This window comes from Aphanizomenon sp. UHCC 0183 (genome assembly GCF_009712065.1).
Taxonomy (GTDB): domain Bacteria; phylum Cyanobacteriota; class Cyanobacteriia; order Cyanobacteriales; family Nostocaceae; genus Dolichospermum; species Dolichospermum heterosporum.
In genome coordinates this window covers 42,657-68,220 of the sequence record NZ_VILC01000020.1, presented here as the reverse complement: position 1 = coordinate 68,220, position 25,564 = coordinate 42,657, and the positions used below count along the sequence as shown (strand labels likewise).

The 25,564-nt window shown below is 41.1% G+C and carries 32 protein-coding genes; 6 read left to right on the top strand and 26 right to left on the bottom strand.

Features of this window, described 5'->3' with window-relative positions; genetic code table 11:
- Positions 1-2,897 (bottom strand): glycosyl hydrolase family 18 protein (locus tag FJR37_RS09685; RefSeq protein ID WP_168465895.1); only part of this gene is annotated, 2,897 nt, incomplete at its 3' end.
- A gap of 252 nt (positions 2,898-3,149) precedes the next feature.
- Here FJR37_RS09685 and FJR37_RS09680 point away from each other — a divergent pair.
- The 6 genes from FJR37_RS09680 (at position 3,150) to FJR37_RS09655 (ending at position 10,521) form a co-directional block, all read left to right on the top strand.
- Entirely contained in the window at positions 3,150-3,410 is a 261-nt protein-coding gene (locus FJR37_RS09680) for a helix-turn-helix transcriptional regulator (protein ID WP_168465894.1), read from the top strand.
- Positions 3,403-4,437, top strand: a complete 1,035-nt coding sequence (locus FJR37_RS09675; RefSeq protein ID WP_168465898.1) for an NB-ARC domain-containing protein — start codon at positions 3,403-3,405, stop codon at positions 4,435-4,437. Before FJR37_RS09680 ends, FJR37_RS09675 begins: the two co-directional genes overlap by 8 nt.
- Positions 4,438-4,934: 497 nt before the next feature.
- A complete protein-coding gene (locus FJR37_RS09670) occupies positions 4,935-5,834 on the top strand; it encodes a M48 family metallopeptidase (protein WP_168465893.1) in 900 nt (299 codons plus the stop codon).
- A 282-nt stretch (positions 5,835-6,116) separates the two neighbouring features.
- Complete coding sequence (locus FJR37_RS09665) at positions 6,117-6,617, top strand: 2TM domain-containing protein (RefSeq protein WP_168465892.1); 501 nt, start codon at positions 6,117-6,119, stop codon at positions 6,615-6,617.
- Between the two features lie 123 nt (positions 6,618-6,740).
- Positions 6,741-7,322: a Uma2 family endonuclease gene (locus FJR37_RS09660; RefSeq protein ID WP_168465891.1), complete on the top strand. Its 582-nt coding sequence runs from the start codon at positions 6,741-6,743 to the stop codon at positions 7,320-7,322.
- Positions 7,323-7,491: 169 nt separating this feature from the next.
- Positions 7,492-10,521 (top strand): UvrD-helicase domain-containing protein, encoded by a 3,030-nt coding sequence (locus FJR37_RS09655; protein ID WP_168465890.1) that lies wholly within the window; start codon positions 7,492-7,494, stop codon positions 10,519-10,521.
- A gap of 91 nt (positions 10,522-10,612) precedes the next feature.
- On the opposite strand, the gene prfA is transcribed toward FJR37_RS09655, so the two are convergent.
- The 25 genes from prfA to rpsC form a co-directional block, all read right to left on the bottom strand.
- Positions 10,613-11,713, bottom strand: coding sequence for a peptide chain release factor 1 (gene prfA / locus FJR37_RS09650; protein WP_168465889.1), 1,101 nt, complete (start codon positions 11,711-11,713; stop codon positions 10,613-10,615).
- A gap of 121 nt (positions 11,714-11,834) precedes the next feature.
- Positions 11,835-12,071 (bottom strand): 50S ribosomal protein L31, encoded by a 237-nt coding sequence (rpmE, locus tag FJR37_RS09645; RefSeq protein WP_039201059.1) that lies wholly within the window; start codon positions 12,069-12,071, stop codon positions 11,835-11,837.
- Between the two features lie 193 nt (positions 12,072-12,264).
- Positions 12,265-12,681 carry a 30S ribosomal protein S9 gene (gene rpsI / locus FJR37_RS09640; RefSeq protein WP_039201058.1) on the bottom strand — a complete coding sequence of 139 codons (417 nt, stop codon included), beginning with the start codon at positions 12,679-12,681 and terminating at the stop codon, positions 12,265-12,267.
- Positions 12,681-13,136 (bottom strand): 50S ribosomal protein L13, encoded by a 456-nt coding sequence (gene rplM / locus FJR37_RS09635; protein ID WP_027402083.1) that lies wholly within the window; start codon positions 13,134-13,136, stop codon positions 12,681-12,683. Before rplM ends, rpsI begins: the two co-directional genes overlap by 1 nt.
- 55 nt (positions 13,137-13,191) lie before the next feature.
- Positions 13,192-14,055: a tRNA pseudouridine(38-40) synthase TruA gene (gene truA, locus FJR37_RS09630; protein WP_174763408.1), complete on the bottom strand. Its 864-nt coding sequence runs from the start codon at positions 14,053-14,055 to the stop codon at positions 13,192-13,194.
- 82 nt (positions 14,056-14,137) lie between these two features.
- Positions 14,138-14,488 (bottom strand): 50S ribosomal protein L17, encoded by a 351-nt coding sequence (rplQ, locus tag FJR37_RS09625; RefSeq protein ID WP_027402085.1) that lies wholly within the window; start codon positions 14,486-14,488, stop codon positions 14,138-14,140.
- A gap of 39 nt (positions 14,489-14,527) precedes the next feature.
- Positions 14,528-15,472, bottom strand: coding sequence for a DNA-directed RNA polymerase subunit alpha (locus FJR37_RS09620; RefSeq protein ID WP_027402086.1), 945 nt, complete (start codon positions 15,470-15,472; stop codon positions 14,528-14,530).
- Positions 15,473-15,569: 97 nt separating this feature from the next.
- On the bottom strand, positions 15,570-15,965 hold the full coding sequence (gene rpsK, locus FJR37_RS09615) for a 30S ribosomal protein S11 (RefSeq protein ID WP_015079191.1): 396 nt from the start codon (positions 15,963-15,965) through the stop codon (positions 15,570-15,572).
- Between the two features lie 54 nt (positions 15,966-16,019).
- The gene (gene rpsM / locus FJR37_RS09610; RefSeq protein ID WP_027402087.1) at positions 16,020-16,400 is read right to left on the bottom strand and encodes a 30S ribosomal protein S13; all 381 of its coding nucleotides are present in this window, start codon (positions 16,398-16,400) and stop codon (positions 16,020-16,022) included.
- A 106-nt stretch (positions 16,401-16,506) separates the two neighbouring features.
- A complete protein-coding gene (gene rpmJ / locus FJR37_RS09605; RefSeq protein WP_015079193.1) occupies positions 16,507-16,620 on the bottom strand; it encodes a 50S ribosomal protein L36 in 114 nt (37 codons plus the stop codon).
- 752 nt (positions 16,621-17,372) lie between these two features.
- Entirely contained in the window at positions 17,373-17,597 is a 225-nt protein-coding gene (gene infA, locus FJR37_RS09600) for a translation initiation factor IF-1 (RefSeq protein WP_006276978.1), read from the bottom strand.
- Between the two features lie 208 nt (positions 17,598-17,805).
- The gene (locus FJR37_RS09595) at positions 17,806-18,360 is read right to left on the bottom strand and encodes an adenylate kinase (protein WP_027402088.1); all 555 of its coding nucleotides are present in this window, start codon (positions 18,358-18,360) and stop codon (positions 17,806-17,808) included.
- Positions 18,360-19,673, bottom strand: coding sequence for a preprotein translocase subunit SecY (secY, locus tag FJR37_RS09590; protein ID WP_027402089.1), 1,314 nt, complete (start codon positions 19,671-19,673; stop codon positions 18,360-18,362). The genes FJR37_RS09595 and secY overlap by 1 nt, the downstream gene beginning before the upstream one ends.
- 173 nt (positions 19,674-19,846) lie before the next feature.
- Positions 19,847-20,290 (bottom strand): 50S ribosomal protein L15, encoded by a 444-nt coding sequence (gene rplO, locus FJR37_RS09585; RefSeq protein WP_027402090.1) that lies wholly within the window; start codon positions 20,288-20,290, stop codon positions 19,847-19,849.
- Between the two features lie 64 nt (positions 20,291-20,354).
- Entirely contained in the window at positions 20,355-20,879 is a 525-nt protein-coding gene (gene rpsE, locus FJR37_RS09580; RefSeq protein ID WP_027402091.1) for a 30S ribosomal protein S5, read from the bottom strand.
- Positions 20,880-20,948: 69 nt separating this feature from the next.
- Positions 20,949-21,311: a 50S ribosomal protein L18 gene (gene rplR, locus FJR37_RS09575; RefSeq protein ID WP_027402092.1), complete on the bottom strand. Its 363-nt coding sequence runs from the start codon at positions 21,309-21,311 to the stop codon at positions 20,949-20,951.
- 2 nt (positions 21,312-21,313) lie between these two features.
- Positions 21,314-21,862: a 50S ribosomal protein L6 gene (rplF, locus tag FJR37_RS09570; RefSeq protein ID WP_027402093.1), complete on the bottom strand. Its 549-nt coding sequence runs from the start codon at positions 21,860-21,862 to the stop codon at positions 21,314-21,316.
- An 87-nt stretch (positions 21,863-21,949) separates the two neighbouring features.
- Entirely contained in the window at positions 21,950-22,351 is a 402-nt protein-coding gene (gene rpsH / locus FJR37_RS09565; RefSeq protein ID WP_027402094.1) for a 30S ribosomal protein S8, read from the bottom strand.
- Positions 22,352-22,371: 20 nt separating this feature from the next.
- Complete coding sequence (gene rplE, locus FJR37_RS09560; RefSeq protein ID WP_027402095.1) at positions 22,372-22,920, bottom strand: 50S ribosomal protein L5; 549 nt, start codon at positions 22,918-22,920, stop codon at positions 22,372-22,374.
- A gap of 103 nt (positions 22,921-23,023) precedes the next feature.
- A complete protein-coding gene (rplX, locus tag FJR37_RS09555) occupies positions 23,024-23,374 on the bottom strand; it encodes a 50S ribosomal protein L24 (RefSeq protein ID WP_027402096.1) in 351 nt (116 codons plus the stop codon).
- Positions 23,374-23,742 carry a 50S ribosomal protein L14 gene (gene rplN, locus FJR37_RS09550; protein ID WP_027402097.1) on the bottom strand — a complete coding sequence of 123 codons (369 nt, stop codon included), beginning with the start codon at positions 23,740-23,742 and terminating at the stop codon, positions 23,374-23,376. Before rplN ends, rplX begins: the two co-directional genes overlap by 1 nt.
- Positions 23,743-23,788: 46 nt before the next feature.
- A complete protein-coding gene (rpsQ, locus tag FJR37_RS09545; protein ID WP_027402098.1) occupies positions 23,789-24,037 on the bottom strand; it encodes a 30S ribosomal protein S17 in 249 nt (82 codons plus the stop codon).
- Positions 24,038-24,043: 6 nt separating this feature from the next.
- Positions 24,044-24,271 carry a 50S ribosomal protein L29 gene (gene rpmC / locus FJR37_RS09540; protein ID WP_027402099.1) on the bottom strand — a complete coding sequence of 76 codons (228 nt, stop codon included), beginning with the start codon at positions 24,269-24,271 and terminating at the stop codon, positions 24,044-24,046.
- A gap of 3 nt (positions 24,272-24,274) precedes the next feature.
- The gene (rplP, locus tag FJR37_RS09535; protein ID WP_027402100.1) at positions 24,275-24,700 is read right to left on the bottom strand and encodes a 50S ribosomal protein L16; all 426 of its coding nucleotides are present in this window, start codon (positions 24,698-24,700) and stop codon (positions 24,275-24,277) included.
- Positions 24,701-24,774: 74 nt separating this feature from the next.
- Entirely contained in the window at positions 24,775-25,560 is a 786-nt protein-coding gene (gene rpsC, locus FJR37_RS09530) for a 30S ribosomal protein S3 (RefSeq protein ID WP_027402101.1), read from the bottom strand.
- Positions 25,561-25,564 lie beyond the last annotated feature (4 nt).

Genomic DNA, 25,564 nt, shown 5'->3' with positions numbered 1-25,564 from the left:
CCAAAACCGACAATATCAGCACGTCCATCACCATTGACATCTGCCAACTGGCGTGGATATTGATCAAAGCTATTCCATCCCCCTGCTTGGACGAAATCTCCAAGAAGGGCTGTTTTTGGAGTACCAAAGACACCATTTTGATTGCCCAGAGCCACTGATACTTCGTTAGAACTAAAACCGACAATATCAGCATAACCATCACCATTGACATCTGCTACCTGGCGTGGAGATTGCTCGAAACTAGTCCACCCCGTTGCGTAAGAAAAATTATTACTCAGGGCTGTAATTTTAGGTGCAAAAGTGCCGTCAGCTTTTCCAATAGATACAAAGACATGATCATAACCAAAGGCAATAATATCAGCACGTCCATCACCATTTACATCTGCTAACTGGCGTGGATATTTATCAAAGCCAGTCCATCCTTGCGCTAGAGTTAAGTCTGTGTGAGCCGTATAAATATTACCAAAATTGACCATTGTATTTGTGCCATCATCATTGGTAATAGTTCCCGTCACGGCTGTGGTTGTACCAACGGTGTAACCTGTTCCTGAAGCCAGAGTTAAAAGAACGGTTTCATCACTTTCAACGGTGGTATCGGCTGTGGGGTTAATAGTGAGAGTAGCTGTACTTGCACCCGCCGCAAAGGTGATGGTTTTTCCTGTTCCCGGTGTTGCTCCTGTATAGTCTGTACTGTTAGCTGTACCCGCAATGCCGTAGTTAACGGTTAAGGCGTTGGTTGTTGCTCCTGTGCGGGTGAAGGTGTAAATTAGGTTGGTAGTTCCGTCTTCAGTCACGCTGCTGGGTGATACCGCTAGGGTGATGCTGGGGGAAACAACAACACTATCATCATTGGTAATAGTTCCCGTGACGGCTGTGGTTGTACCAATGGTGTAACCTGTTCCTGAAGCCAGAGTTAAAAGAACGGTTTCATCATTTTCAAAGTCGGTATCTGGTGTGGGGTAAATAGTGAGAGTGGCTGTACTTGCACCCGCAGCAAAGGTGATGGTTTTTCCTGTTCCTGGTGTTGCACCTGTATAGTCGCTACTGTCGGCTGTACCAGTGATGCCATAGTTAACAGTTAAGGCGTTGGTTGTTGCTCCTGTGCGGGTGAAGGTGTAACTTAAGCTACTCCTAAAGGTATTTCCGTCACTCCGATTTCCATCTTCAGCAACGCTGCTGAAGAATGATACTGCTAAGGTAATACTGGGTAAAACAACATTATTAAACCCTAAGTTTGTCGCCGCAACATTGATTAAGGAATCAGGATTAGTAACGGGCAGATCCTGTGGGGTTTCCCAGAAGAACGCACCACCGAGTCCCAGGTTTTTGACGTAATTAGTTTTGGCTTGAACTGATTTTGTATCTTCGTAGGTAATGAATTCCTTTAGTTGAGAATTGTAGATATGAGGAACTTCGTCGTAAGTAACACCATTAATGACAGTCGTACCCCGGTAATATCCATAGCCATTTGCGCCAACTGTATTAACAGGAGTCCCCGATAATTTTGGATAGAGTTCATTGTAAGGTCTTATTTCGGAAAGGGGATTAACTACTGTGGGAGTACCTGTCATATTTAGACCATTGGTTGCTCCCGCATTTACACCAGTCCAGTCACGACCATAGAGAGGAATCCCTAGTACAATGTCTTTAAGATCAACGCCTTTGTTTATATAGTAGTTAACCGCCCAAGCAACAGTATCAGTTGTGGTGGTGTTCCCCAAAGCCGCTTGATGTCCTGTTGTCGTATCACCTGTCCAACTGCCTCTGTAGTCATAGGCCATGACATTGATGAAGTCAACAATATCGGAAGTGTGTGCCAAAACAGACTTATTACTTCCATTCCAATTCAAATTTTCACCTAAGTTGTATGGGCTACCATTCTCTCCTGTTAAACTCCAGTTAGAAGCATAAAGGGCAGTAGTTAATAGCTTGTCACCCATCCCTTGGTTTAATGCATTCAGTAAATTGATGTATAGTGGATTTTCATTAACTGGATTGATATTAGCGACCACTTTAGATTCAGGCCCTTCCCAATCAAGGTCAATTCCATCAAAACCATTATCATTCATCAATTTGATAGCAGAATTGACAAAATTTGTTCTCGTTGTCTCCGTACTTTTCGAGCCAACAGCAGATCTAAAATCTGGTTCTATTGCTCCACCAATGGAAAGCATGATTTTCAGGTTAGGATTTTGAGCCTTAATTTGTTGAAGTTTAGTGATGTCATTGAAAGCATCTCCATCATTAGGTAGTGTCACCGTACCATCTGCATTAACATTTGCAAATGAGTAGAATAAATGTGTTAGTTTATTAAATGGAGTCGAAGTTGGAGTATTAGAATTAAGATTCCAAGAGCCTATATATCCACCTACAACATAATCTGGTAAAACGGAAGTATAAGCCTCCATTGCCTGAACTTGCAAAGCCAGAGGCGCTTCAATTAATCCGGTGGCATATTCTAAAACCCAGTCTCCACCCAATACAGCACTACCAGTCAGGTCATCAGATGCAGCTACATCAGCCCCAGTTAATTGACTAATTTGCTGGACAAACGCTTTACCTACAAATCCCTGAGCCACATCGCAACCATACAGCAGAATGTCTCCTGTAGCGGTGAGAGATTTACCCCACTGCTGCAATTGTGAACTATAACCATTGAGGTTTTCTGAGTTCAAAACACTTGAACCAAGCTGCAAACTCCCATCTCCACCGTGAGAGATAATCTGAACACTATCAATATCTGTCAGCGTTGCTAATCTATCGGTAATTTGCCTAATTCCATCCCGTTGGGGGTCAAGAATAAACACGAGTGAACCAGGTTCGACACCATTAACTAGATCCTGCCAGTCAGCAACGTTAGGATCAATAAAAACAACGGTTTTGGTAGATGCTGTCATGAAAATAACCCTGTATTAATTTGTATTGGAAAAGTTAATTTCCCCAGTTTACCCAACCTTGTACTGACTTCCGTACTGACTTATCCTGACTTAACCTGACTTATGACTGAATTTTGTTAATACATAGTCCGTAGTTAAAAATATAATCCCCATGCCACATCTTTAACTGGCACAAAGATGAGAATATACGTAAGATATAATTGGACAATCTAATATATACTGATTAAGTTATACAGTAATCAAAGATAAGCAATGTCAAGATCACTATGCGTTCATAATGACCAAATTGACAAAGTTAAAATAGCAGTCACACACAATGGCTATCCCCACCAAAGAGCTTTGTCTCATGATACAGGATTATCTTTAGCTACAATTAGCAACTTCCTGACTGGTAAACCTGTTAGTTATGCCAACTTTGAAGAACTATGTCGCAGATTAAATCTAGATTGGCGAGAAATTATTACCAGTATTGAAGTAATATCCACTCCCCCCCGCATACGCACAAATACGTAAAAAAAAACCAAATTTAAATGAATTTCACGACTGGGGAACTGTTGTTAATATTTCGGCATTTTACGGACGCAACAAAGAACTGACACAGCTAAAGTCATGGATTTTACAAGATAGCTGTCGTCTGTTAGGATTATTTGGTATGGGTGGAGTTGGGAAAACAACCTTAGCTACCCAACTAGCACAACAGATTCATGATCAGTTTGATTACATTTTTTGGCGTTCAGTGCCTACAGTCCTATCCTTTGATGAGATGATAACTGATTTGCTGTCTTTGATATCCAATGACCAGGAAAGCAAACCAAAAATCCATCGAGTTCTCCATTATCTGTGTACATATCGTTGCTTGATTATCTTGGATGATTTAGAAACAGAGTTAGACAAGCTTAATCTCAACTACGGTCGTTTTATCCAAATGATTGCCGAAACCAATCATCGAAGTTGTCTAATTTTCACCTGTCGCAATCAACCTGCCCAAATCAGCTTACTGGAAAACTGGTTATCATCTGTACGTTCTTTGAGATTGCTGGGTTCATCAGAAGTAGCCTTTTCTCTACTGCAATCACAACAAATGCTGGGAACAGATGAACAAAAATACCAATTATGCAATTTATATGGCAATAATCCTTTAAAAATAAAAATACTTGTCAATACCATCATTAACTTATTTAATGGTGATATTAAAAAATTCCTAGCACAAAATACCCTATTAGTCAATACTCATCTTCACAAGTTGCTGGAACAACAGTTAAATTGTCTCTCAGTTTTGGAACAGCAAATCATGTACTATTTGGCAATTAACTCACAAATTACAATTACTGATTTAGCAAATAAATTAGCTCATGTTTCTAAATCCCATTTTTGGCAAGGAATAGAAAGGTTATATTCACGTTGTTTAATTGAACAAAAAGCAGGTAAATATATCTTACAACCTGTTATTAAGGAGTATGTGATGGAACATTTTCAACCACAACCTGTATTGGAACTGGCTAACAAAAGAAAGCCTGGGAATCAATTCCCAGTCTCATAGCTAAAGTACCTTGAAACGCACTATAATTAACTTACGAATTACGTAAAATGTGGCTAATACCCTGCGTGGTGCAGCCGTAAACCTTATTCTTGTGTAAGAGGTTGTTTGAAAAGTATTATATCAAACCCGTAATCTCCAAAAACCTAACCCCCCTACCCCCCTTCCCTGCAAGGGAATGGGGGTTTTAAAGCCTCTCCCCTTGCAGGGGAGAGGTTTGGAGAGGGGTCAGTCTATACATTCAAAACTTTTCAAACATCCTCTAATGGTAATTCATGTAGCTTGCTTCCCGCAGGGTATTACCTATAATTTGATTCTGTTTTGCGAAAGTCCTATAACTAAAAATCAAATTTTATGTTCTCAATAGCATAAATAAAGAAAAAATAGTCGGTTTTAACCGACTTTAGCTATGAGACAGGGAATTTATTCCCTGGATTTTATCTTTTTTATAAAATCTATCGAATCTATCGAATCAACCGATTTAATTAAAATTACTACCCATGACCAAAAAAATATTAACTGGACTTAGTTCAACAGCCTACGAACACCCCTTCGATAAAAAAGCCTTAGCTTCTTTACAAAGTATGCCTGGACTTTCTCCTTTACTCAAAAAAGTCAACGAATATGGTATTGATCGTTTACTGAGATTACAAAGTATTGCTAGTGAAATCAGAGTCACACCTCGGAATTTTCCCCAATTGTATCAACCATTATTAGAAGCTTGCCAAATTCTTGATGTGACAACTATTCCTGAATTGTATTTATTTCGAGGTACAGGACATATTAGAACCTATATTATTGGCGTAGAAAAACCCATTGTTGGTATTAATATAGAAGCAATGGAATGGTTAAATTATGATGAATTGCTGTTTATTTTTGGATACGAAATTGCTCGAATTAAAAGTCAGCACATGATTTATCATCAAATGTCAATTGTGATGCCAGTATTAAAGATATGGATCAGCAGTACCACATTAGGGTTAGGAGGATTGATAGCTAGTGGTGTAGAATTAGCGTTATATAATTGGGTAATGATGGCAAAGTTCACTGCTGACCGTGCTGGTTTATTAGCTTGTCAGGATATTGATGTGGCAACGACCGCACTGATGAAACTTGCAGGTTTACCAGAAGAGTATTTAACTCCTCATGTGATCGAAGATTTCCTCATTCAATCCCGCGAATTTGCTGCTAATAGTGTTGATAGTTTAGATCAAGTTACGAAAATATTAAGTTATTCAGATTCTAATCTTTCTTGGTTAGTGATGCGGACAGGGGAATTATTAAAATGGGTTGATTCAGGAGAATACAATCATGTACTTCAAGGAGAAAATGTCAACACTTCAAAAGGAGAAGAGGAAGGAGACGAAAAAGAAGGATGGAATTTTTTGACTTCTTGGTAATGGATATATGTATGATTAACGATTGCCTTGAATAATCCCTTATGCGTGGCTAAATTAGATTCCACAGGAGATGAATAAAAAAGTTTTCATAATAATGCTGCTTGAAAACCCGTAGGAGCGCAGCCCCTGCGCCCTTGCCTCATCTAATAACGGCTATATATCTTTTTCCCAACCATAACTAATTGAACACCAGATTGGTTTAAATTTGCTAACCTAGAAATGGTGTAAATATTGCTGATGGTAGCGTGGTTCTCTATTAAAACTATTATTTGAGTAACAATTATGACAGCATTTAACTCTGACAGCCTGCGTTCCTACAGTCAAGATGATGTCCAGCAAATTCTGCAATTAGCGATCGCCCGTCAAGTAGACGATAATGATCAAGAATTTTCCTATCAGCAGATAGTGGAAATTGCCACAGAGTTACAAATATCACCCGATATCCTCCAACAAGCGGAACGGGATTGGTTAGGTAAACAAAACGAAGTTGAACAGCGTCAAGCTTTTAATCTTTATCGTCAAAGTAAATTTAAAAAACGTCTGGGAAATTACGCAATTATTAATGTTTTTTTCCTAGCAATGGATGCCATTAGTGGTGGTATTTCTTGGTCACTTTATATCTTACTAGGTTGCGGATTAGCCATATCCTTAGATATTTGGAATACTTTTCAAACCCAAGGTGAAGATTACGAAATCGCTTTTCAACGATGGAATCGCAACCATCAAATCAAACAAACAATCAATACAGTTCTAAATAGGTGGTTTAAGGTATTTAGTCCTTAAGAGTTACCAGATTGATCAATTTTTCCTTTGAGTTCGTATGCTTGCATGATGTTTTTCATGAGACTCTGTTTTTGTATTATCTCGCGTTGAGCAAAATTCAATCTCTAAATTTGGGTTTAAATTATGATAACTACACTCATTGAACGAGAAGCAGAACCTATTTTAATTAGTGACTTAACCTGGAGAGAATTTAAAGCTGTTGAACAGCTAATTGAGCGCCCAGGGTTAAGGTTATCCTTTTTAGATGGAGTATTGGAGATTCGGAAAATGCCAGGAAAAAAACACGAAACTATCAAAGAACGTATTGGGGCTTTACTAGAAATTTATTTAGAATTTTTGGAATTAGATTTTACTCCTACTGGTTCTGTTACCCTAGAAAATGAATTTGAAAAAGTTAAAAAAGAAAGCGATAAATCTTATGAATTGAGACCAAATAGCAAACGTGCTGATTTAGTAATTGAGGTAGTTGTTAGTAGTGGAGGAATTAATAAACTGGAAGCATACAAACGGTTACAAATTCCTGAAGTTTGGTTTTGGATGAATGATGAATTATTGTTTTATAGTTTAGGAAATGAGGGATATGAAGCTGTTAGTAAATCGCAACTTTTACCGAGTTTAGATGTAGATTTATTGATGCGTTGTGTTAATATAGAAAATCATGCTCAAGCGCTGCGGGAATTTCGAGCAGGGATAAAAGTTATATAACCATTTATAATAACTCCTCATCCTTAGAGAAGTTAAAGATAATTTTACAAGCATCATCAATAATGTTGATGTTAAATTGTACCCTATCTATGTTACAACTATGACAATTATATAAAATAACGCTACTAGCAATTTATTCACAATTGCTGATTATGATAGAGGGGTGTTTATGGATAGCAGTTCACAGATTGATACTGTTAAAAAGTTTGCAGAGGTTATTGGTGATAATGATGACCTCTGGGAAATACTTTTGGGAAGAGAAGTTATCCACATTGTTAGAGGAAAAGGAAGAGTTTCATTTTTATTAAAAGATGATAGCTCACTAAACAGTACGATTCTAGAGATTGGGGTAACCTACCCTGCTTGGAGTCAGTCTGCCTATAATTATGTTGGTAATTATACTTGTAGGTATGAAAAAAATAGATTTATTAGAGAATTTAATGCTTTAGAACCACCTTTTTTTTTGGAATTACCCCTTTCTTTGGAAAAAAGACTTGCATTAATAGAGCAAATGGAACAAGAAAATAAAAAAAGGTGTGAAGCTGAGAAATTGGAAGCACAAAAACGAGAAGCAGAAAGACGCGAGGCTCAAAGATTAGAAACTGAAAGAAGAAATGCTCAAAAACTGGAAGCACAAAAACGAGAAGCAGAAAGACGCGAGGCTCAAATATTAGAAATTGAAAGAAGAAATGCTCAAAGATTATCTTTACTACAAAATATAAAAAATGAACTTGAAAACAACTTTCTTAATGCTGATAAATTTTATGAAGCAAATTGTACAGAATATATATCATTTAAAGAATACCAATCGGAAAAATTAAAGTACATCCAAAATTGGGTAAACACTAATTTAAACTCCTCTCCTGATCTTGAACAAGTAGCAGCAATTGGCACTCTTGAAAGTCATATACAAGTAATAGCTAGAGCAGGAAGTGGTAAAACATCAACATTAGTCAACCGAGCAATATTTTTACAGAAACATTGTGGTATTGCACCAGGGGAAATGTTACTTTTAGCCTTCAATCGCAAAGCAGCAGAAGAAATGCGAGAACGTCTAAAGTTAGAATTACAAAATTCTGTTCCCCATGCAATGACTTTCCATGCCTTAGCTTATGCCTTAGTTCATCCTGAAAATATTCTTTTTGATGAACCAGATGGAGAACAGAACCAAAGCCGCGCTTTACAGATTATAATTGATCAATACTTACAACACCCAATATTTTATGCAAAAATACGAGATTTGATGACGGCAGCATTTCATGAAGACTGGGAGCGCATAATTTCAGGTGGCTATGATAAAACTCCAGAAGAAATGCTGCGTTATCGTCGCTCATTACCAAGAGAAGGAATTGATGGTAACTACTATAAATCTTTTGGTGAAAAACTAATTGCTAACTTTTTATTTGAACATAATATTAAATACAAATATGAGCGTAACTTTTGGTGGAATGGCATAAATTACCGTCCTGATTTTACAATATTGACTGGAGAAAAACAGGGAATAGTTATTGAATATTTTGGACTAGAAGGAGATCCAGATTATGATGATATGTCCCATGAAAAGCGAGAGTATTGGGCAAATCGTCCCAACTGGCAGTTAATAGCATTATCACCAAGACCTCTTAAAGATCAAGGAGCAGAAGTTTTTTGTGAATTACTCAAAGATAAGTTAGAAAATTTAGGTATTCAATGTAACCGACTGAGTGAAGAAACAATTTGGTCAAGGATAAAAGATAGATCAATAGATAGATTTACGACAGTAGTAAAAGGATTTATTCAACGATGCCGTAAACTTTCTTTAACTTCAGAAGAGTTAAGAAAAATTATTTATAAACACGAATGTGTGAGTAAGATTGAAGAACAATTTTTGAATTTAGCACATAGATTTTATAAATCCTATTTAAGATGTCTTGAGGATAGAGGTGAAGAAGATTTTGATGGACTAATGCAAAAAGCTGTAGAGGTACTTGCATCAGGACAAACTATATTTCGCCGTAGATTAGGAACTGGTGATTTAAAAAGTCTCAGATACATCATGATTGATGAATATCAAGACTTTTCGGAACTATTCTATAATCTAATAGAAGCCATCAGAAAGCAAAATCCTCAAGCACTATTTTTCTGCGTTGGTGATGACTGGCAAGCAATTAATGGTTTCGCTGGTTCTGACCTCCGATTTTATCAGGATTTTCACCAATTCTTCCAGCCATCACATAAATTAAATATAGCTACAAATTACCGTTCAGCTATTTCTATTGTTGATATTGGTAATAAGTTAATGCAAGGTTTGGGTACTCCTGCTCGCGCTGATAAAAAGATTCCTGGAATAGTTAATATTGCTGATATGTCTAGCTTTGAACCAACTCCCACAGAGCAAGAAAATTATTCTGGTGACAATATAACACCTGCTATCTTACGTCTAATTAACAAGACTATTAAACAAGGTAAAAAAGTAGTATTACTCAGTCGAAAAAATAGTTTACCTTGGTATGTGAATTATCAAAATAAAAGGAGTAAATATAAAAATGGTACACTTGAGAGTTTTTTAGAATTAGTGCATTCATACCTTCCTGAAGAATCAAGAAAATTAGTAACTATATCAACTGCACACAAATATAAAGGTCTTCAAAAAGATGTAGTTATAATACTTGATGCTATTCCTCGTTGTTATCCCTTGATACATCCTGATTTAATGTTTACCCGTGTCTTTGGTGATAGCATTGAGTCTGTAGTAAATGAAGAAAGACGTTTATTTTATGTTGCTTTAACTCGTGCAGTTGAAACTTTATTTATTATCACAGAAAGTACAAATTCATCACCTTTTCTTGACGAATTAAACAGCAGAACGAAAATTTCTGTATTAAATTGGTCAGATTATCAACCTTTTATTGGTGTGGGGACTATACGGTATATTACTGTTAAAGTTGGTAATCAGGATGGTAAAGGTAGCAACGGTACTATTGCAATTAAAGACCTGCTCAAAGCTGAAGGCTATATTTGGAAACCAGAGGTTTGGCCTGCTTGGTGTCGCACATATCCAGCAGAAGGTTTTTCAGTTCAACAATATTTTAATAACGCCAATTGGATTTCTCAAGCTGTGGGAATTGAAGTACAGTTTTGTGACGATGGGGAAAATAAATCAGAAGTTTATCGTGTAAATCAAGGTCAATACTACTTGGTTAATGAAAATGAGGAGTAAAAGCAATCAATCCTTCCCATTCCCATAAGAAAACCGCCTGTAAGTGCAAAAAATAACAACAAGCGGTTTTCTAAGATATTTATGAGGTAAATTAGCTACTAGAACCAGAAGCGGCTAATTCTGCTAACCTTTCTTGTTGATCTTGCGATATACAAGATTGAATTACCGTCTCTATATCACCTTCCAAAATAGGGTTAAGGGTAAAATTTTGACCTAAACGGTGGTCAGTCACCCGGCTATCTTTATAATTGTAAGTGCGAATTTTTTCCGAACGAGAACCTGTACCCACTTGTAAGCGCCGCATGGAAGTCACAGCATCCTGTTGTTCTCGCAATTTCAACTCATACAACTTAGCCCGGAGAATTTGCATCGCCCGTTCTTTATTCTGCAACTGACTCCGTTCTTCAGTACAGAAAATCCGAATCCCCGTAGGTTTGTGGAACAAATCAGCGGCTGTTTCCACCTTATTCACGTTTTGTCCACCCGCACCACCAGAACGCGCCGTACTCATTTCAATATCTTTCGGGTCAATGTGGATTTCCACTTCATCCACTTCTGGCATAATCGCTATAGTCGCAGTCGAAGTGTGAACCCTTCCTCCCGATTCCGTTGCTGGTACACGCTGAACACGATGTACACCTGATTCAAACTTCAGCTTACTATAAACACTATCACCTTGAATTTCTAGAATTACTTCTTTAAACCCGCCCATTTCCCCCAAGGACTCGCTGACCAGCTTCACCTTCCAACCTTGGACATCAGCATAGCGGGAATACATCCGCAGTAAATCCCCAGCCCAGATACTAGCTTCATCACCACCAGTACCAGCGCGGATTTCCAACATAATGTTTTTATCATCGTTGGGGTCACGGGGTAGCAGCAACACCTTTAAGCGGCTTTCCAAATATCCTAGCTTTTCTTCCAGTTCACTAACTTCCATTGCTGCCATTTGATGCAACTCTAGATCGCTATTGGACTCTTTGAGGATCTGACGCGCCCCTACCAATTCATCCTGGACTGTTTTCCAAGTTTCATAGGTATTAACTACCTCTTCCAAAGAAGAACGAGACTTAGCAATTTTTTGATACTCATCGGGATTACTAGCAGTATCAGGATCGGCTAAACGGCGTGTTAATTCATGAAAAGTTTGTTCAACAGATTTAAGTTTCTCCAGTAAGTATGATTCTGCCATGATGACTATAAATGCTCCTAAAAAATAACAAGTTGGCTCAAGCATTAAATGACAAGCGACCCAGCACTATGCAGGGTCGTCTGTGGCTTCCGCCACACTATCAACAGCTACAGCCAACCAGCTACTTTTGATTATCGTCGCCAGTTTGAGTGCTGGACATACCATATTTACGCAGGAAGCGTTCTACACGACCTTCCGTATCAATCATTTTCTGAGTACCAGTGTAGAAAGGGTGATTTCCAGACCAAACATCTACGTGGAGTTCGGGCTTAGTAGCACCAATGGTCATAACTACTTGACCATTACAGTAGACTTTAGCATCTGGATACCATTTGGGATGAATATCAGGTTTAGCCATTGTTTTTTTGTGGGGAATCTATATAAATTTAGAACTGAGAATAGGGAACTGGAGATTGGATACTGGGTAAAAAGTTTTTCCCTCTTCCTTCTGAACTCCTGAATTCTGATAGCTTTCACGTACTGTGCTGAAGGCATAGGGTGGCGTTAGCCATACTCCTGAATTCTGAACTTCTGAACTCCTGACTCCTATCTTAGCGTTTCGAGTATTGAGGAGCTTTGCGGGCTTTGTGCAAACCGTATTTCTTCCGTTCTTTAGCTCGTGGGTCACGAGTTAAATAGCCTTCAGTTTTCAAAGGTGAACGGTTATCTGGGTCAAGTTGACATAAAGCACGAGCAACTCCTAAACGAATAGAATCTGCTTGTCCGGTTAAGCCACCACCTTCAGCTTTCACCACGATGTCATACTCGCTTTCCAATCCCAAGGTTTCCAAAGGTGCTTTAATCGCGCCTAAGTAGTTAGGATTGAATTGGAAATACAAATCTCCATCTTTACCGTTAACAGTCATTTTCCCTTCACCGGGAACTAGACGAACTCTAGCGACAGAGGCTTTCCGACGACCAGTACCCCAATAAACAGCACGTCCGCTAGTAATTTCTGCTACCTGCATTAGTTTTCTCCAGGAATTGTACTAATTGTGATTTCTTTGGGTTGTTGTGCTGCATGAGGATGAGTTGGGCCTGCATACACTTTCAGTTTGGTAAATAACTGTTTACCCAAACTATTTTTAGGTAACATACCTTTAATAGCGTGTTCGAGAATTCTTTCTGGTAATCGCTGTTGTAACTTGGCGAAAGTTTCGGTTTTCATACCACCGGGACGACCAGAATGGCGACGGTAAAGCTTTTGAGTGCGCTTTTTACCTGTAACTGCCACTTTCTCAGCATTGATAATAATCACAAAATCCCCTGTATCTAAATGGGGAGTATATTCAGCTTTTCTTTTACCTCTGAGGATCATAGCGACTTCGCTCGCCAGACGACCCAGACGTTTATCTGTCGCGTCTACTAAGTACCAATCACGCTCAAGAGATGCTTGAGGGGGAAGGTAGGTTTTACTACTCATTTTGTTTGTCCTTTGTCAGTGCCTTGTCAAAATTCAAGGCGATAGCTTAATCATCTTAATCACACAAATCATGAAAATCATAGTTTAGACATTGATTATTCATGACTAGGTATGGTTGGGTGTCATACCAAATTTTTGGCGGAAAGGGAAAATCGGGATAACCGACTCTCAACAAGCATAACCCGTGAGCAGGTGCAGAATATTTCACTTCTTCCCGACGTTCCTGTTGCCAGATATCAGTGAAGTCATCTAGAGTCCGCTGACCAGAACCTACTTGTACTACCATTCCGATTAATAGCCGCACCATGCCATATAAAAATCCATCAGCCTGAATTTCAATATGGATAAATGATCCACTCCGACGACATTCTACTGCTTGCACTTCTACCCAGGAATGCGATCGCGCTGACCCAGCCCGTTCAAAAGCAGATAAATGGTGTTTTCCCAGCAGTGGTTTTAAGGCAGACCTAATTAAGGCTTCATCTAAAGGGGCATAATAATAATGCCAACTGAAAGGCTGCGCGAATAAATTCGGTAACTCCTCAGTGTAGATAGTGTAGCGATATCGTCGGTAAATCGCGCTAAAACGAGCGTGCCAACTTTCACTTACACCTGCTGATGCCCTAATTAATATACCTGGGGGCAAGTAGCCATTGAGAACTTTTGCCCACCTATGAGCAGGAATTAAACTTGCGGCTTGAAAATGAGCTACTTGAGCGGCAGCATGGACTCCAGAATCAGTTCGACCTGCTCCGTGTAGTGTCACATGATACCCTAGCACAGTGGCTATAGCTGTTTCTATCTCTTCTTGAACAGTTCGCTGTCCTTTTTGTCTTTGCCAGCCGTGAAAATGAGTACCTATATACTGAATGACTAAGGCTACTCGCTGAGTCTGATTTTGCTGGCGGCTTTCTAACATAATTTAGTCAGTTGTCAGTTGTCAGTTGTCAGTGGTTTTTCTTTGCGATTTACCAATGACCAATGACTAATAACCAATAACTTTAAACTAGTTCAATAATCGCCATTTCAGCATGATCACCGCGACGGGGGACGGTATGCAAAATGCGAGTATAACCACCTTGACGGTTAGCATACCGAGTAGGAGCTTGCTCGAATAGTGCATGAACCAGGGTTTTGTCGTAGATATAACCTAGTGCTTTCCGACGAGATGCTAAAGAGCCATCCTTAGCTAGGGTAATCATTTTATCTACTTCACTGCGGACAACTTTAGCTCTGATTAAAGTTGTAGTAATTCGACCATGACGTACCAACTCTGTTGTCAAAGCTCTGAGAAGAGCGCGACGTTGATCCGCTGGTTTACTAAGTTGTTTGACTCGGCAACGATGACGCATAACAATGCACTAATGAAGTTTCATTTATTGGGTTTTGATTTAGCTAGGCTTAGAGCTTCTTTCTTGAGGTAAAGTAATACCTAAGCGACGCTGTAAAGCTTCCACTACTTCTTCCGCTGACTTTTGACCAAAGTTTTTGATTTCTAAAAGGTCTTCTTGGGTGTAATCCAATAAGTCGGCTACGGAATTTACTTGGGCGCGTTTTAGACAGTTATAAGCTCTAACAGATAACTGTAACTCTTCAATGGGAATTTGTGCTGTGGGATCATCGGGGATATCGGAACCTGTGTCTGTTGGTTCTAAGGAGATATCTTTTAATGGGTTAAATAAATCTACCAAAATTCCAGCAGCAGATGATAGTGCTTCTTGAGGAGAAATACTACCATTAGTCCATACTTCCAAAAGAAGTCTATCTTTCAAAAAGCCATCGTCACGAGTTTCTTCAACACTATAGTTGACCTTTCGTACGGGCATAAACACTGAGTCAATTTGGAGAAAATCCAAAGATGTGGCTTCTTCTCTGCCTCGTTCTACAGTCCGGTAGCCTTTGCCTCGCTCAATCCGAAATTCCATTTCCAGTTTTCCACCCTCGGCGATGGTGGCGATATACTGGGTCGGGTCAATCACTTCTACTTCACTAGGTAAATCGAAATGTGCCACAGTTACTGTTGCTGGTCCGTTAACGAGTAACCGACCAATTTGGGGTTGAGAAGAATAACTCTTGAGAATGACATCCTTCATTCGCATGAGCATTTCCAGTACGTCTTCCCTTACCCCTGGAACTGTCGCAAACTCATGACTGACACCAGCAATTCTCACTGCTGTGACTGATGTTCCTTCTAAGTTAGAAAGTAGAACCCGCCGCAACGCGTTGCCAACAGTTGTCCCTTGACCGCGATCTAGGGGTTCTAGAACGAACTTACTGTAATAGCTCCGACTTTCCTCAGCATTAGACTCTACACATTCAATTTGAAACTGCGCCACGGAGTAGCCTCCCTCACTTCGTAAAGTCAAAATTCAAAATTCAAAAGTCAACAGTCAACAGTCAAAAGTTGACAGTTAACTGTTAGAGGAGAAAAGCTTAAACTCGACGGCGCTTGGGTGGACGGCAACCGTTGTGGGGAATTGGGGTAATATCCCGAATGAGTGTAATTTCTAATCCTGCACCTTGAAGCGCCCGAATCGCGGTTTCTCTACCTGCACCAGGACCACTCACCATAACTTCGATTTGCCGCATTCCTTGGTCTGTGGCTCGTCTAGCTGCGCTTTCAGCAGCGGTTTGTGCGGCAAAGGGTGTTCCCTTTTTTGCCCCTTTAAATCCACTAGAACCAGCACTTGCCCAGGAGATAACATCTCCATTTTGATCGGTAATCGTGACAATGCTATTGTTGAAGGTAGACTGAATGTAGGCAACCCCATTGGGTACGTTCCGTTTCTGCTTTTTGCTCCCGGATTTTTTTGTTGGTTGTCTGGCCATATTTCTTTAGTGAATTTAAGGTACAACTTGCTAATTGCAGCAAGTTTAGAGAAATTATTTACCAGGGGCTTTCTTCTTACCAGCCACTGTCTGTCTTCTACCACGTCTGGTTCTAGCGTTGGTACGGGTTCTTTGTCCACGCACTGGTAAGCCCATGCGGTGTCTCCGACCTCTGTAACAGCCAATATCAACTAAACGCTTAATATTTAGTCCTTCTAAACGGCGTAAATCTCCTTCAACTTGATAGTTGCTTTCGATTTCTCCTCTGAGGGCTGCCACATCAGCATCGGACAGTTCTTTGACGCGGGTATCTGGGTTAACACCAGTCGCTGCGAGAATTTGATGTGATCTAGTTAAGCCAATTCCGTAAATGTATGTTAGACCGATTTCGATACGCTTATCGCGTGGAAGGTCTACTCCGGAAATCCGTGCCACAATGAATCTCTCCCTATTGTTTTCGTAGTTGCATTTAGCAAAGCGCGATAATTTTTTCTTGTCCGGTTAATTGTCGCGGTTTTAACTTTGCTTTGATAGATAGTTTCTATCCTTGGCGTTGTTTGTGTTTGGGATTTTCACAAATCACCATCACGCGACCACGACGCTTGATCACGCTGCACTTTTCACAAATTTTCTTAACTGAGGCTCTGACTTTCATAAGACCTTGTGGTACGTGGGAAACTCAGTCACAAAGCGTGCTGAGAGGGATGGTTCGACATGGCTCACCAGCCACGAATCGTGCGGTTTTAACCGCCTTGAATATTTTGTCATTACCGCCTTGGAATCAAGAAATTCGGGGTACTTTTGTGATGTACTTTCAACGGGACAATTACCGATTCAAATTTCCCAACTCTGTACGCATAATGTTTTGCTCACTCATAGCCTCCCATTTCTGGGGTAATGTTAGCTGATGCTACGGCACGCTGCGCGAACGTCAATGTTTTAAGAGCTTTTTAGACTTGCAACACTGTTTCAGTGACTTTAAAACTGTTTAATTGCAAATGACAGAGCAGGGAACTAGTGAAGCAGCGCGGTCTTGGGGGTTTCCCCCATGAGCGACTGCTGAACCCCGAAGGGGCTACGCATTCGGTGGGTGTCGTGACTCAAAAAACGTAGTCAGTTAAGACTTAGACTGGTCAGTACAGCTTGCAATTTCTTACAAGCTCAGTCCTTTTTAGGGCTGAGTTACTAACGCCTTTTAAAATTGACTCCAAATAGTAAATTATAGCATTTCTAGAAGAAATATTTCAGTTATGTAACTAGAAAAAGACCAATTGATTTATGGTAGGATTTTCTAAATACAGCAGATTGCAGGTGAACTAAGTACAAAATTTCAACCAAAAACCAAGCATCAAGGGTTTTTAGCTCCTGACTCGGTGACTCGGTGACTCGATGACTCCTGCTATAGATTTATTTCTTCCGCAGGCGATAGGTGATTCTACCTTTGGTTAAGTCGTAAGGTGTTAATTCAACTTTGACGCGATCGCCAGGTAAAATCTTGATGTAATTACGGCGAATTTTCCCAGAAATGTGTGCTAGGACATTAAAGCCGTTATCTAAGTCAACACGAAACATTGCATTAGGCAACGATTCGGTGACAGTCCCTTCCATTTCGATTAGATCTTGCTTAGACAAGTTTTTTCCTCAACTCAACAATCTCCTATTGTCCTTGTACACTTTCATGGGCATCAAGAACACAATTAGAGAAAATATCAACAGTTTATTAATACATCTTAGCTAAAATTGACTTGCGCCTGGCTTGGAAGATAGGGGCGAGGTAATTAGGGAAGGGAAAATTTTGTTTTTTCTCTCTGCCGACATAGACCGCTACCCCTGAGTTTCTTTAAGCAGCTATGATATTTTTCAAATCGGTAAAAACTTCTTCTTGGGACTGATTACCGTTGACAGTTAGGAGTTTTTGGCGATCGCTGTAATAGTTAATTAAGGGTGCAGTGTCATCACGGTAAACCTCCAAGCGCCGACGAATTACTTCTTCAGTATCATCTTTTCGTCCGCGTCCTAGTAACCGGGTAATAACAGTTTCATCTGGTGCATCCAGATTGACTACTTTTTCACCACCCTGTCCTAGACTTGTGAGTAATGCTACTAGAAACTCTGCTTGTGTAACTTTACGAGGAAAGCCATCTAAAATCCAACCTGTTTTAGCATCTGGTTGTTTCAGGCGTTCTTCAACCATATCTTCTACTAATTTGTCGGGGACTAATTCGCCTTTATCCATAAAACTTTGGGCTTGTATTCCCAAATTTGTTTTGTCTTGAATGGCTTGACGTAAAATGTCACCTGTAGAAATATGGGGAATCTGCAAAAATGCAGCCAAGGTTTGAGCTTGAGTTCCTTTACCAGCACCCGGTGGTCCCAAGAAGATTAATCGCGTCACTATTGTTTCACCATTCCTTCATATCGCTGAGAGATAACATAAGTTTGGATTTGTTTAGCCGTATCAATTGCTACACCAACCAAAATTAACAAAGATGTTGCTCCCAGACCTTTAAAGGTGGGAACTTTCAAAGCACTTTCTACGGCTGTAGGAATAATCGCCACCAAGCCTAAAAAGATAGCTCCTAAAAAAGTCAGTCGGTTTGTCACCTTTTCGATATACTCACTAGTAGCTTTTCCGGGACGGATACCGGGAATACTAGAACCCATTTTTTTCAAATTTTGAGCCACATCTACTGGGTTGAGAATCAACGAAGAATAGAAGTAACTAAAGAAAACAATGGAAGTTAAGTAAACGAGGGCATATACCCAAGGTGCAGAACCACCGGGACTTAAATAGGTATTAACAATGTTTGCTAATTCGGGATTTTTAGTGAAATTGGCGACTAAAAGTGGCAAACTCAGGATTGCTGCTGCAAAAATAATCGGCATTACCCCGCCAGAATTAAGCCGTAAGGGTAAATAACTCCGCTGTTCTGCTAAAACTCTTCTGCCTACTTGACGACGAGCAGAAATAATAGGGATGCGGCGCATTCCTTCTTGCACGAACACAATACCCACGATTGTGAACATAAAAACTAGTACAAGGACGATGACACGCCCAACAATTTCCCGTCCACCAACTTGTACCAAGTCAATGGTATCTCCCAGAGATTTGGGTAAAGAAGCCACAATGTTGACAAAAATCAACAAAGATGCCCCATTGCCAATCCCCCGTTCAGTAATCAGTTCCGATGCCCACATAACGAACATTGAACCAGCAGTAAGGGCGATCGCAGTTTCTGCGACAAATATTGGACCTGGGTTGAGAGCAAATTGTTGGAGGAATAATGCCGAAAAAGCTACACTTTGAATAATTGCCCAAACTACTGTCACATAGCGGGTAATTTGTGATATTTTCCGCCGACCTGCTTCCCCTTCATTTTTCTGTAAATTTTCTAAAGATGGCAGAGCCGCAGTGAGCAATTGGATGATAATGGAGGCATTAATAAAGGGCAAAATCCCCAAAGCAAAGATCCCCAAAGTAGAGAGTCCCCGCCCAGAGAATATATCCAATAAACCGAAGATGGAATTGTTGCCCGATATAGCCTCAGCAAACTTAGGTCTATCAATTCCTGGAACAGGCAAAAATATCCCCAGGCGAACCAAAATTAAAATACCGACAGTTACAAGCAGCCTACCTCTCAGTCCGGCTGCTTGCGCCATCTGCATAAAAGTTTCTTGAGCCGTTGGGGCTTTGTCTCGACTGATCATAGAGTTTTACCTTTGAAATCTTAACTATGATTTACGTGATTTATATGATGAAGATGATTAAGTCGTCTGAACTGTGATTTTTGTAATTTATTTGATGAATGTGATTTTGATAATCATCTTCATCAAATAAATCATATGAATCATCTTAATCATAAAAATCATAGTTCAGACTTTTATACAGTTTCACAACTTCCACCGGCAGCCTCAATTTTAATCCGAGCTTGACCTGTGAAAGCAGCAGCTTTTACCTGAAGAGGAACATTCAATTCCCCATTACCCAAAATTTTCAATTCACCTTTAACAGTGGTTAAGATACCCGCCGCTTTTAAGGATTCCAATGTTACTTCTGAGTTAGCAGGCAAGTTAGCTAATTTCTCTACATTAATCGTAGTGTAAATTCTCCGGTTAATCAGAGGGAAGCCCTTGAGTTTAGGTATCCGGCGGTACAATGGCTGTTGACCACCTTCAAAACCTGGTCTTGTGCCACTACCGGAACGGGATTTTTGACCCCGCATCCCTAGACCAGCACTAGCACCTTGTCCAGCAGAAATACCTCTACCTACACGCTTACGGCGTTTTTTAGAGCCTTTTTGGGGCTTAACATCATTAAGTCTCATTTTGATTTGGGATTTTAGATTTTAGATTTTGGATTTTAGATTGAGAATCTGATACAAAGGGTGACTAAATATAGAGTTTCTCAATGGCGATACCGCGATCTTCAGCAACTTCACTTAATGTCCGCAGGGTAGATAGAGCATTAACTGCGGCTCTGGCGTTGTTCAAAGGGTTATTTGAACCTAGTTGTTTAGCAAGAATGTTCCGTATTCCTGCTAACTCTAGTACAGTCCGTACAGCACCCCCGGCGATTACCCCTGTACCTGGTGCGGCTGGGCGCATCATGACTTTAGCTCCGCCACCAATACCATCAATGGGGTGAGGAATGGAATTGGATTTAGTGATAGGGATGTCAATTAGATGTTTTTTACCATCAGCGACACCTTTTTTAACTGCACCAATTACATCTGATGCCTTACCAACTCCGACTCCCACTTGTCCTCGTTCATTACCGACGACGACAATGGCACGGAAGCTGAGTTTTTTACCACCTTTGACGACTTTACTCACCCGGCGGATTTGGATAACTCGCTCTTGCCAGGTGGTTTCTTCTTTTTTTGTACGGCTTGCTTTACGACGACCGGTTACCATAATCAATGCTCTCTTTTAGTTGTCAGTTGTCAGTTGTCAGTTGTCAGTTGCTACTGACTACTGACGGACTTAGAAATCTAGACCAGCTTCGCGTGCCGCCTCAGCCAGTGCTTTAATGCGACCATGATAGAGGTTGCCACCACGGTCAAAAACGACTTTAGTGATGCCTTTTTCTAGGGCGCGTACAGCTACCAATTTACCAACTTGCACTGATGCGTCACAGTTAGCACCAGAAACTACGTTAGATTTCAATTCTGGTTCTACGGTTGATGCGGCAACTATAGTTTCTTGCTTGGTATCATCAATTACCTGAGCATAAATATGCTCATTGGATCGAAATATAGCCAAACGTGGACGTTCTGGAGAACCTTTGACTTTGCCCCGAACGCGCCGATGACGACGTTGTTTTGATTCTTTGCGTGTAAGTTTCATGTTTACTTCTTACCACCCTTACCAGTCTTACCAGCTTTGCGTCTGACCACTTCACCTGCATAGCGAATACCTTTACCTTTGTAAGGTTCAGGGGGACGGACTGCACGAATTTTAGCTGCTGTATTTCCTACAATTTCTTTGTCATAACCGCTGACTATGACATTAGTAGTACCTTCTACTGCAAATTGAATTCCTTCTGGCGGTTCAATTTGCACTTTATGGCTATAACCCATATTTAAAACTAGGTTACGGCCTTCAAGTTGGGCGCGATAACCAACCCCTTGGATTTCCAAGCGACGTTGAAAACCCTGGGATACTCCCTCCACCATATTGGCCACCAAGGTGCGGCTCAGACCGTGCATTTGTCTGGAGGTGCGGGTTTCATCACGACGAGTAACTAGCAATGTTTCTCCATCTAAGGAGAGTATGACATTGTTAGGTAGTTGACGGGAAAGTTCACCTTTAGGACCTTTCACCACTACTTTGACACCATCAATCGCCACTTGCACTTTGGCGGGAATGGTAATTGGACGTTTACCAATACGAGACATGATTTTTTGTTCTTTGTCAGTTGTTTTTTGTCAGTTGTCAGTTGTTGGTTGTTTTGCCACTGACCAATGACCAATGACCAATGACGACTACCAAACGTGGCAAAGCACTTCACCGCCTAGATTTTGGCGGCGTGCTTCGCGGTCAGTCATAATCCCACTGGATGTAGAAATAATGGCAATACCGATACCGCCTAGCACTCTTGGTAATTCTTTTCTATTGGAGTAAACGCGCAAACCTGGTTTACTCACTCGTTTTAGGGCAGTGATTAGGGGTTGGCGATTTTTACCTTTGTATTTCAGGGAAATAACTAGGTTCCGCTTAATTCCTTCTCCTGCTTCTTCAACTTCCGCAATGAAGCCTTCTTCTCGCAGTACCTTGGCAATACTACGAGTCATCTTTGTAGCTGGTACTTGCGTAGTTTGATGCCTTGCCATATTGGCATTGCGGATGCGCGTCAGCATATCTGCAATTGTGTCGTTAGCCGCCATCGTTCCCTCTTTAGATGAACTTATTGATCGCGAAAGGGCATTCCCATTTCCTTAAGTAAGGCGCGGCCCTCTTCGTCGGTTTTTGCCGTGGTGATGATAGAAATATCTAAACCCCGGACTTGATCGATTCTGTCATATTCCACTTCTGGAAAAATTAGCTGTTCGCGCACACCCAGAGTGTAGTTGCCACGGCCGTCAAAGCTTTTGGGGCTGACACCGCGAAAGTCTCTGATTCTGGGTAGTGTCAGGTTAATCAGACGATCTAAAAAAGCGTACATCCGTTCGCCTCTTAGTGTCACCATAATCCCGACGGGCATACCTTGACGAATTTTAAAGCCGGCGATCGCTTTCTTTGCCCGTGTTACCACAGGTTTTTGTCCAGTAATCAGGGCTATTTCGCTAATGGATGCCTCTAGTGATTTAGCGTTTTGAGCAGCTTCTCCCAAACCTCTGTTGATAGTTACCTTAATCACCTTCGGCACTTGATGCACGTTGGTGTATTGAAACTGATTAATTAATTTGGGAGTAATTGTCTCTTGATATACGGTTTTGAGTCGTGTTATGGCCATAGTGTTTGTCCTGTTATTCCCTGGTCTTGGTCAGGGAAAGTTCTTTGTCAGTTGTCAGTTGTCAGTTGTCAGTTGTTGTTTACTAATGACGAATGACTAATAACTATTTATCAAGAATCTCACCTGTTTTTTTGAGCATTCTCACTTTCTTGCCTTCGGCGGTGAAAGTGTAGCAGACGCGACTAGCAACGTTTTGCTTGGTGGAATAGAGCATCACATTGGAGCTATGAATGGGGTACTCCTGGGTGACTATTTGCCCTGATTCACCTTCTTGCTGAGGTTTCACGTGCTTGGTTTTAATGTTGACACCTTTGACAAGAACTTTGCTCAGTTGTGGTAGTGCTTTAATCACTTCACCAACTTTACCTTTATCTTTGCCAGCGATGACTTGCACAGTATCACCAGTTTTGACGTGCATTTTATGAAAAACTTTGGGTTGTGGGCGCTTTGCCATTACAGCACCTCCGGAGCCAGAGAAACAATTTTAGTAAAGTTTTTATCGCGCAGTTCTCGAGCTACGGGTCCAAATACCCGTGTACCTCTGGGATTACCTTCTTTGTTGATAATCACTGCCGCATTATCGTCAAAACGGATGCACATACCGCTATCACGACTTATTGCTTTACGTGTTCGTACGATTACTGCTTCTACAACATCAGACTTTTTGACAGCCATGTTGGGTGAAGACTCTTTGACAACAGCGATAATTCTATCGCCTACGCCACCATAACGGCGGTTACCTGCACCTAATACGCGGATGCACATTAGTTTTTTAGCACCGCTATTATCTGCGACATTCAGATAAGATTGGGGTTGAATCACAACTGGTCTCTCTTTTGGGGTCGTTGTAAGTTAATACAACTGTTTACTATGTAGCTTTGGTGTTCAGAATTTCTGCAACTTGCCAACGCTTGGTTTTGCTCAGGGGTCTGGTTTCTTGAATCCGCACGCGATCGCCTGTTTTACAGGTATTTTCTTCGTCGTGAACTTTATAGCGGCGGGTTTGAACTACGATTTTGCCGTACTTGGGGTGAGGAGCGCGGTTTTCTATGGCTACTACCACAGTTTTTTGCATTTTATCGCTCACTACCAAGCCAACTCGTTCTTTGACTGCCATAATTTCCTACTTTTGCTCTTGGTCTGAAAGACTTGCTGCCCGTTTCCGTTCTCCTTCTACTGTCAGCAATTGGGAGAGACGATGGCGTGCGTGTTTGAACTGGTGAGGCTTTTCTAGTTGTCTTGTGGCTTTTTGCAAGCGCAACTGGAACAATTGTCTCTTAACGGCGACAATTTCCTCGGCCAGTCTTTCGTCATTTAATTCTCTAGCTTCCGCAATCTTGGGAAGAGGCATAACCTACTCCTGCTCCTGTGGTTGAGAGCGCACAATAAATTTGGTCTTAATTGGTAACTTAGCGTCAGCCAATCGCATAGCTTCGCGGGCAATTTCTTCAGTAACGCCGCCAATTTCAAACATGATCCGGCCTGGCTTGACTACGGCTACCCAAAATTCTGGGTTACCTTTACCAGAACCCATCCGGGTTTCAGCAGGACGCATGGTGATTGGTTTGTCAGGGAAAATCCGAATCCAGATTTTGCCACCCCGGCGAATATACCGAGTCATTGCCCGACGGGAAGCCTCGATTTGCCGTGAGGTAATCCAAGATGGTTCTTGGGCTTGGAGTCCAAAATCCCCAAAGTTGAGGGTACTGCCTCGGCTGGCAAGACCTTCCATGCGTCCGCGTTGTTGTTTGCGGAATTTAGTTCTTCTAGGACTTAACATGATTTGTCAGTTGTCGGTTGTCAGTTGTCAGTTGTCAGTTGTCAGTTTTTTTGCCACTGACTATTGAGCATTGACTAGGATTCATTGGAGCGGTCTTCAAACTGTTGACGACGACGTTGTTGTTGTCGGCGACGGGGTTCGCGGTCACGGTCACGATCGCCACGGTCACGGTCACGTTCTCTGGCGGGTTGGGCGGGAGCTTGTTCCTGACCAGGAATAATTTCTCCTTTAAATACCCAAACTTTAATGCCGAGAATCCCGTAAATTGTCTTAGCTGTGCAGCCAGAATAGTCAATGTCAGCGCGTAAGGTGTGGAGAGGAACTCGACCTTCACGAGTCCACTCAGAGCGGGCAATTTCTGCACCGTTGAGCCGACCACCGACTTGAACTTTGATTCCTTGTACACCTGCTCTTTGAGCGCGTTGAATTGCTTGACGCACAACTCGGCGGAAGGAAACCCGACGTTCTAATTGTTGAGCAATGTATTCGGCAATCAGGTAAGCATCAGCATCAACTCGTTGGACTTCAACAACGTTAATGCGAATTTGGCGATTACCACCCAAAGCTCCTTGTAGTCCAAGGCGCAATGATTCAATACCTTGACCACCCCGACCTACAACCACACCTGGTCTAGCTGTCCGTACTTCTAGGTCAATCTGATCCGCTTTGCGCTCAATTCTCACTTCGGAAATACCGGCGTTATTTTGAGCGTATCTACCTAGTTTTTGTTCAATGTATTGACGGAGTTTGTAGTCTTCCTGTAGAAGTTCTGGATAACGGTCAGGTTCTGCAAACCAACGGGATTGGTGTTCTTGAGTTATACCCAGTCGAAACCCGACTGGATGAATTTTCTGTCCCACAAAA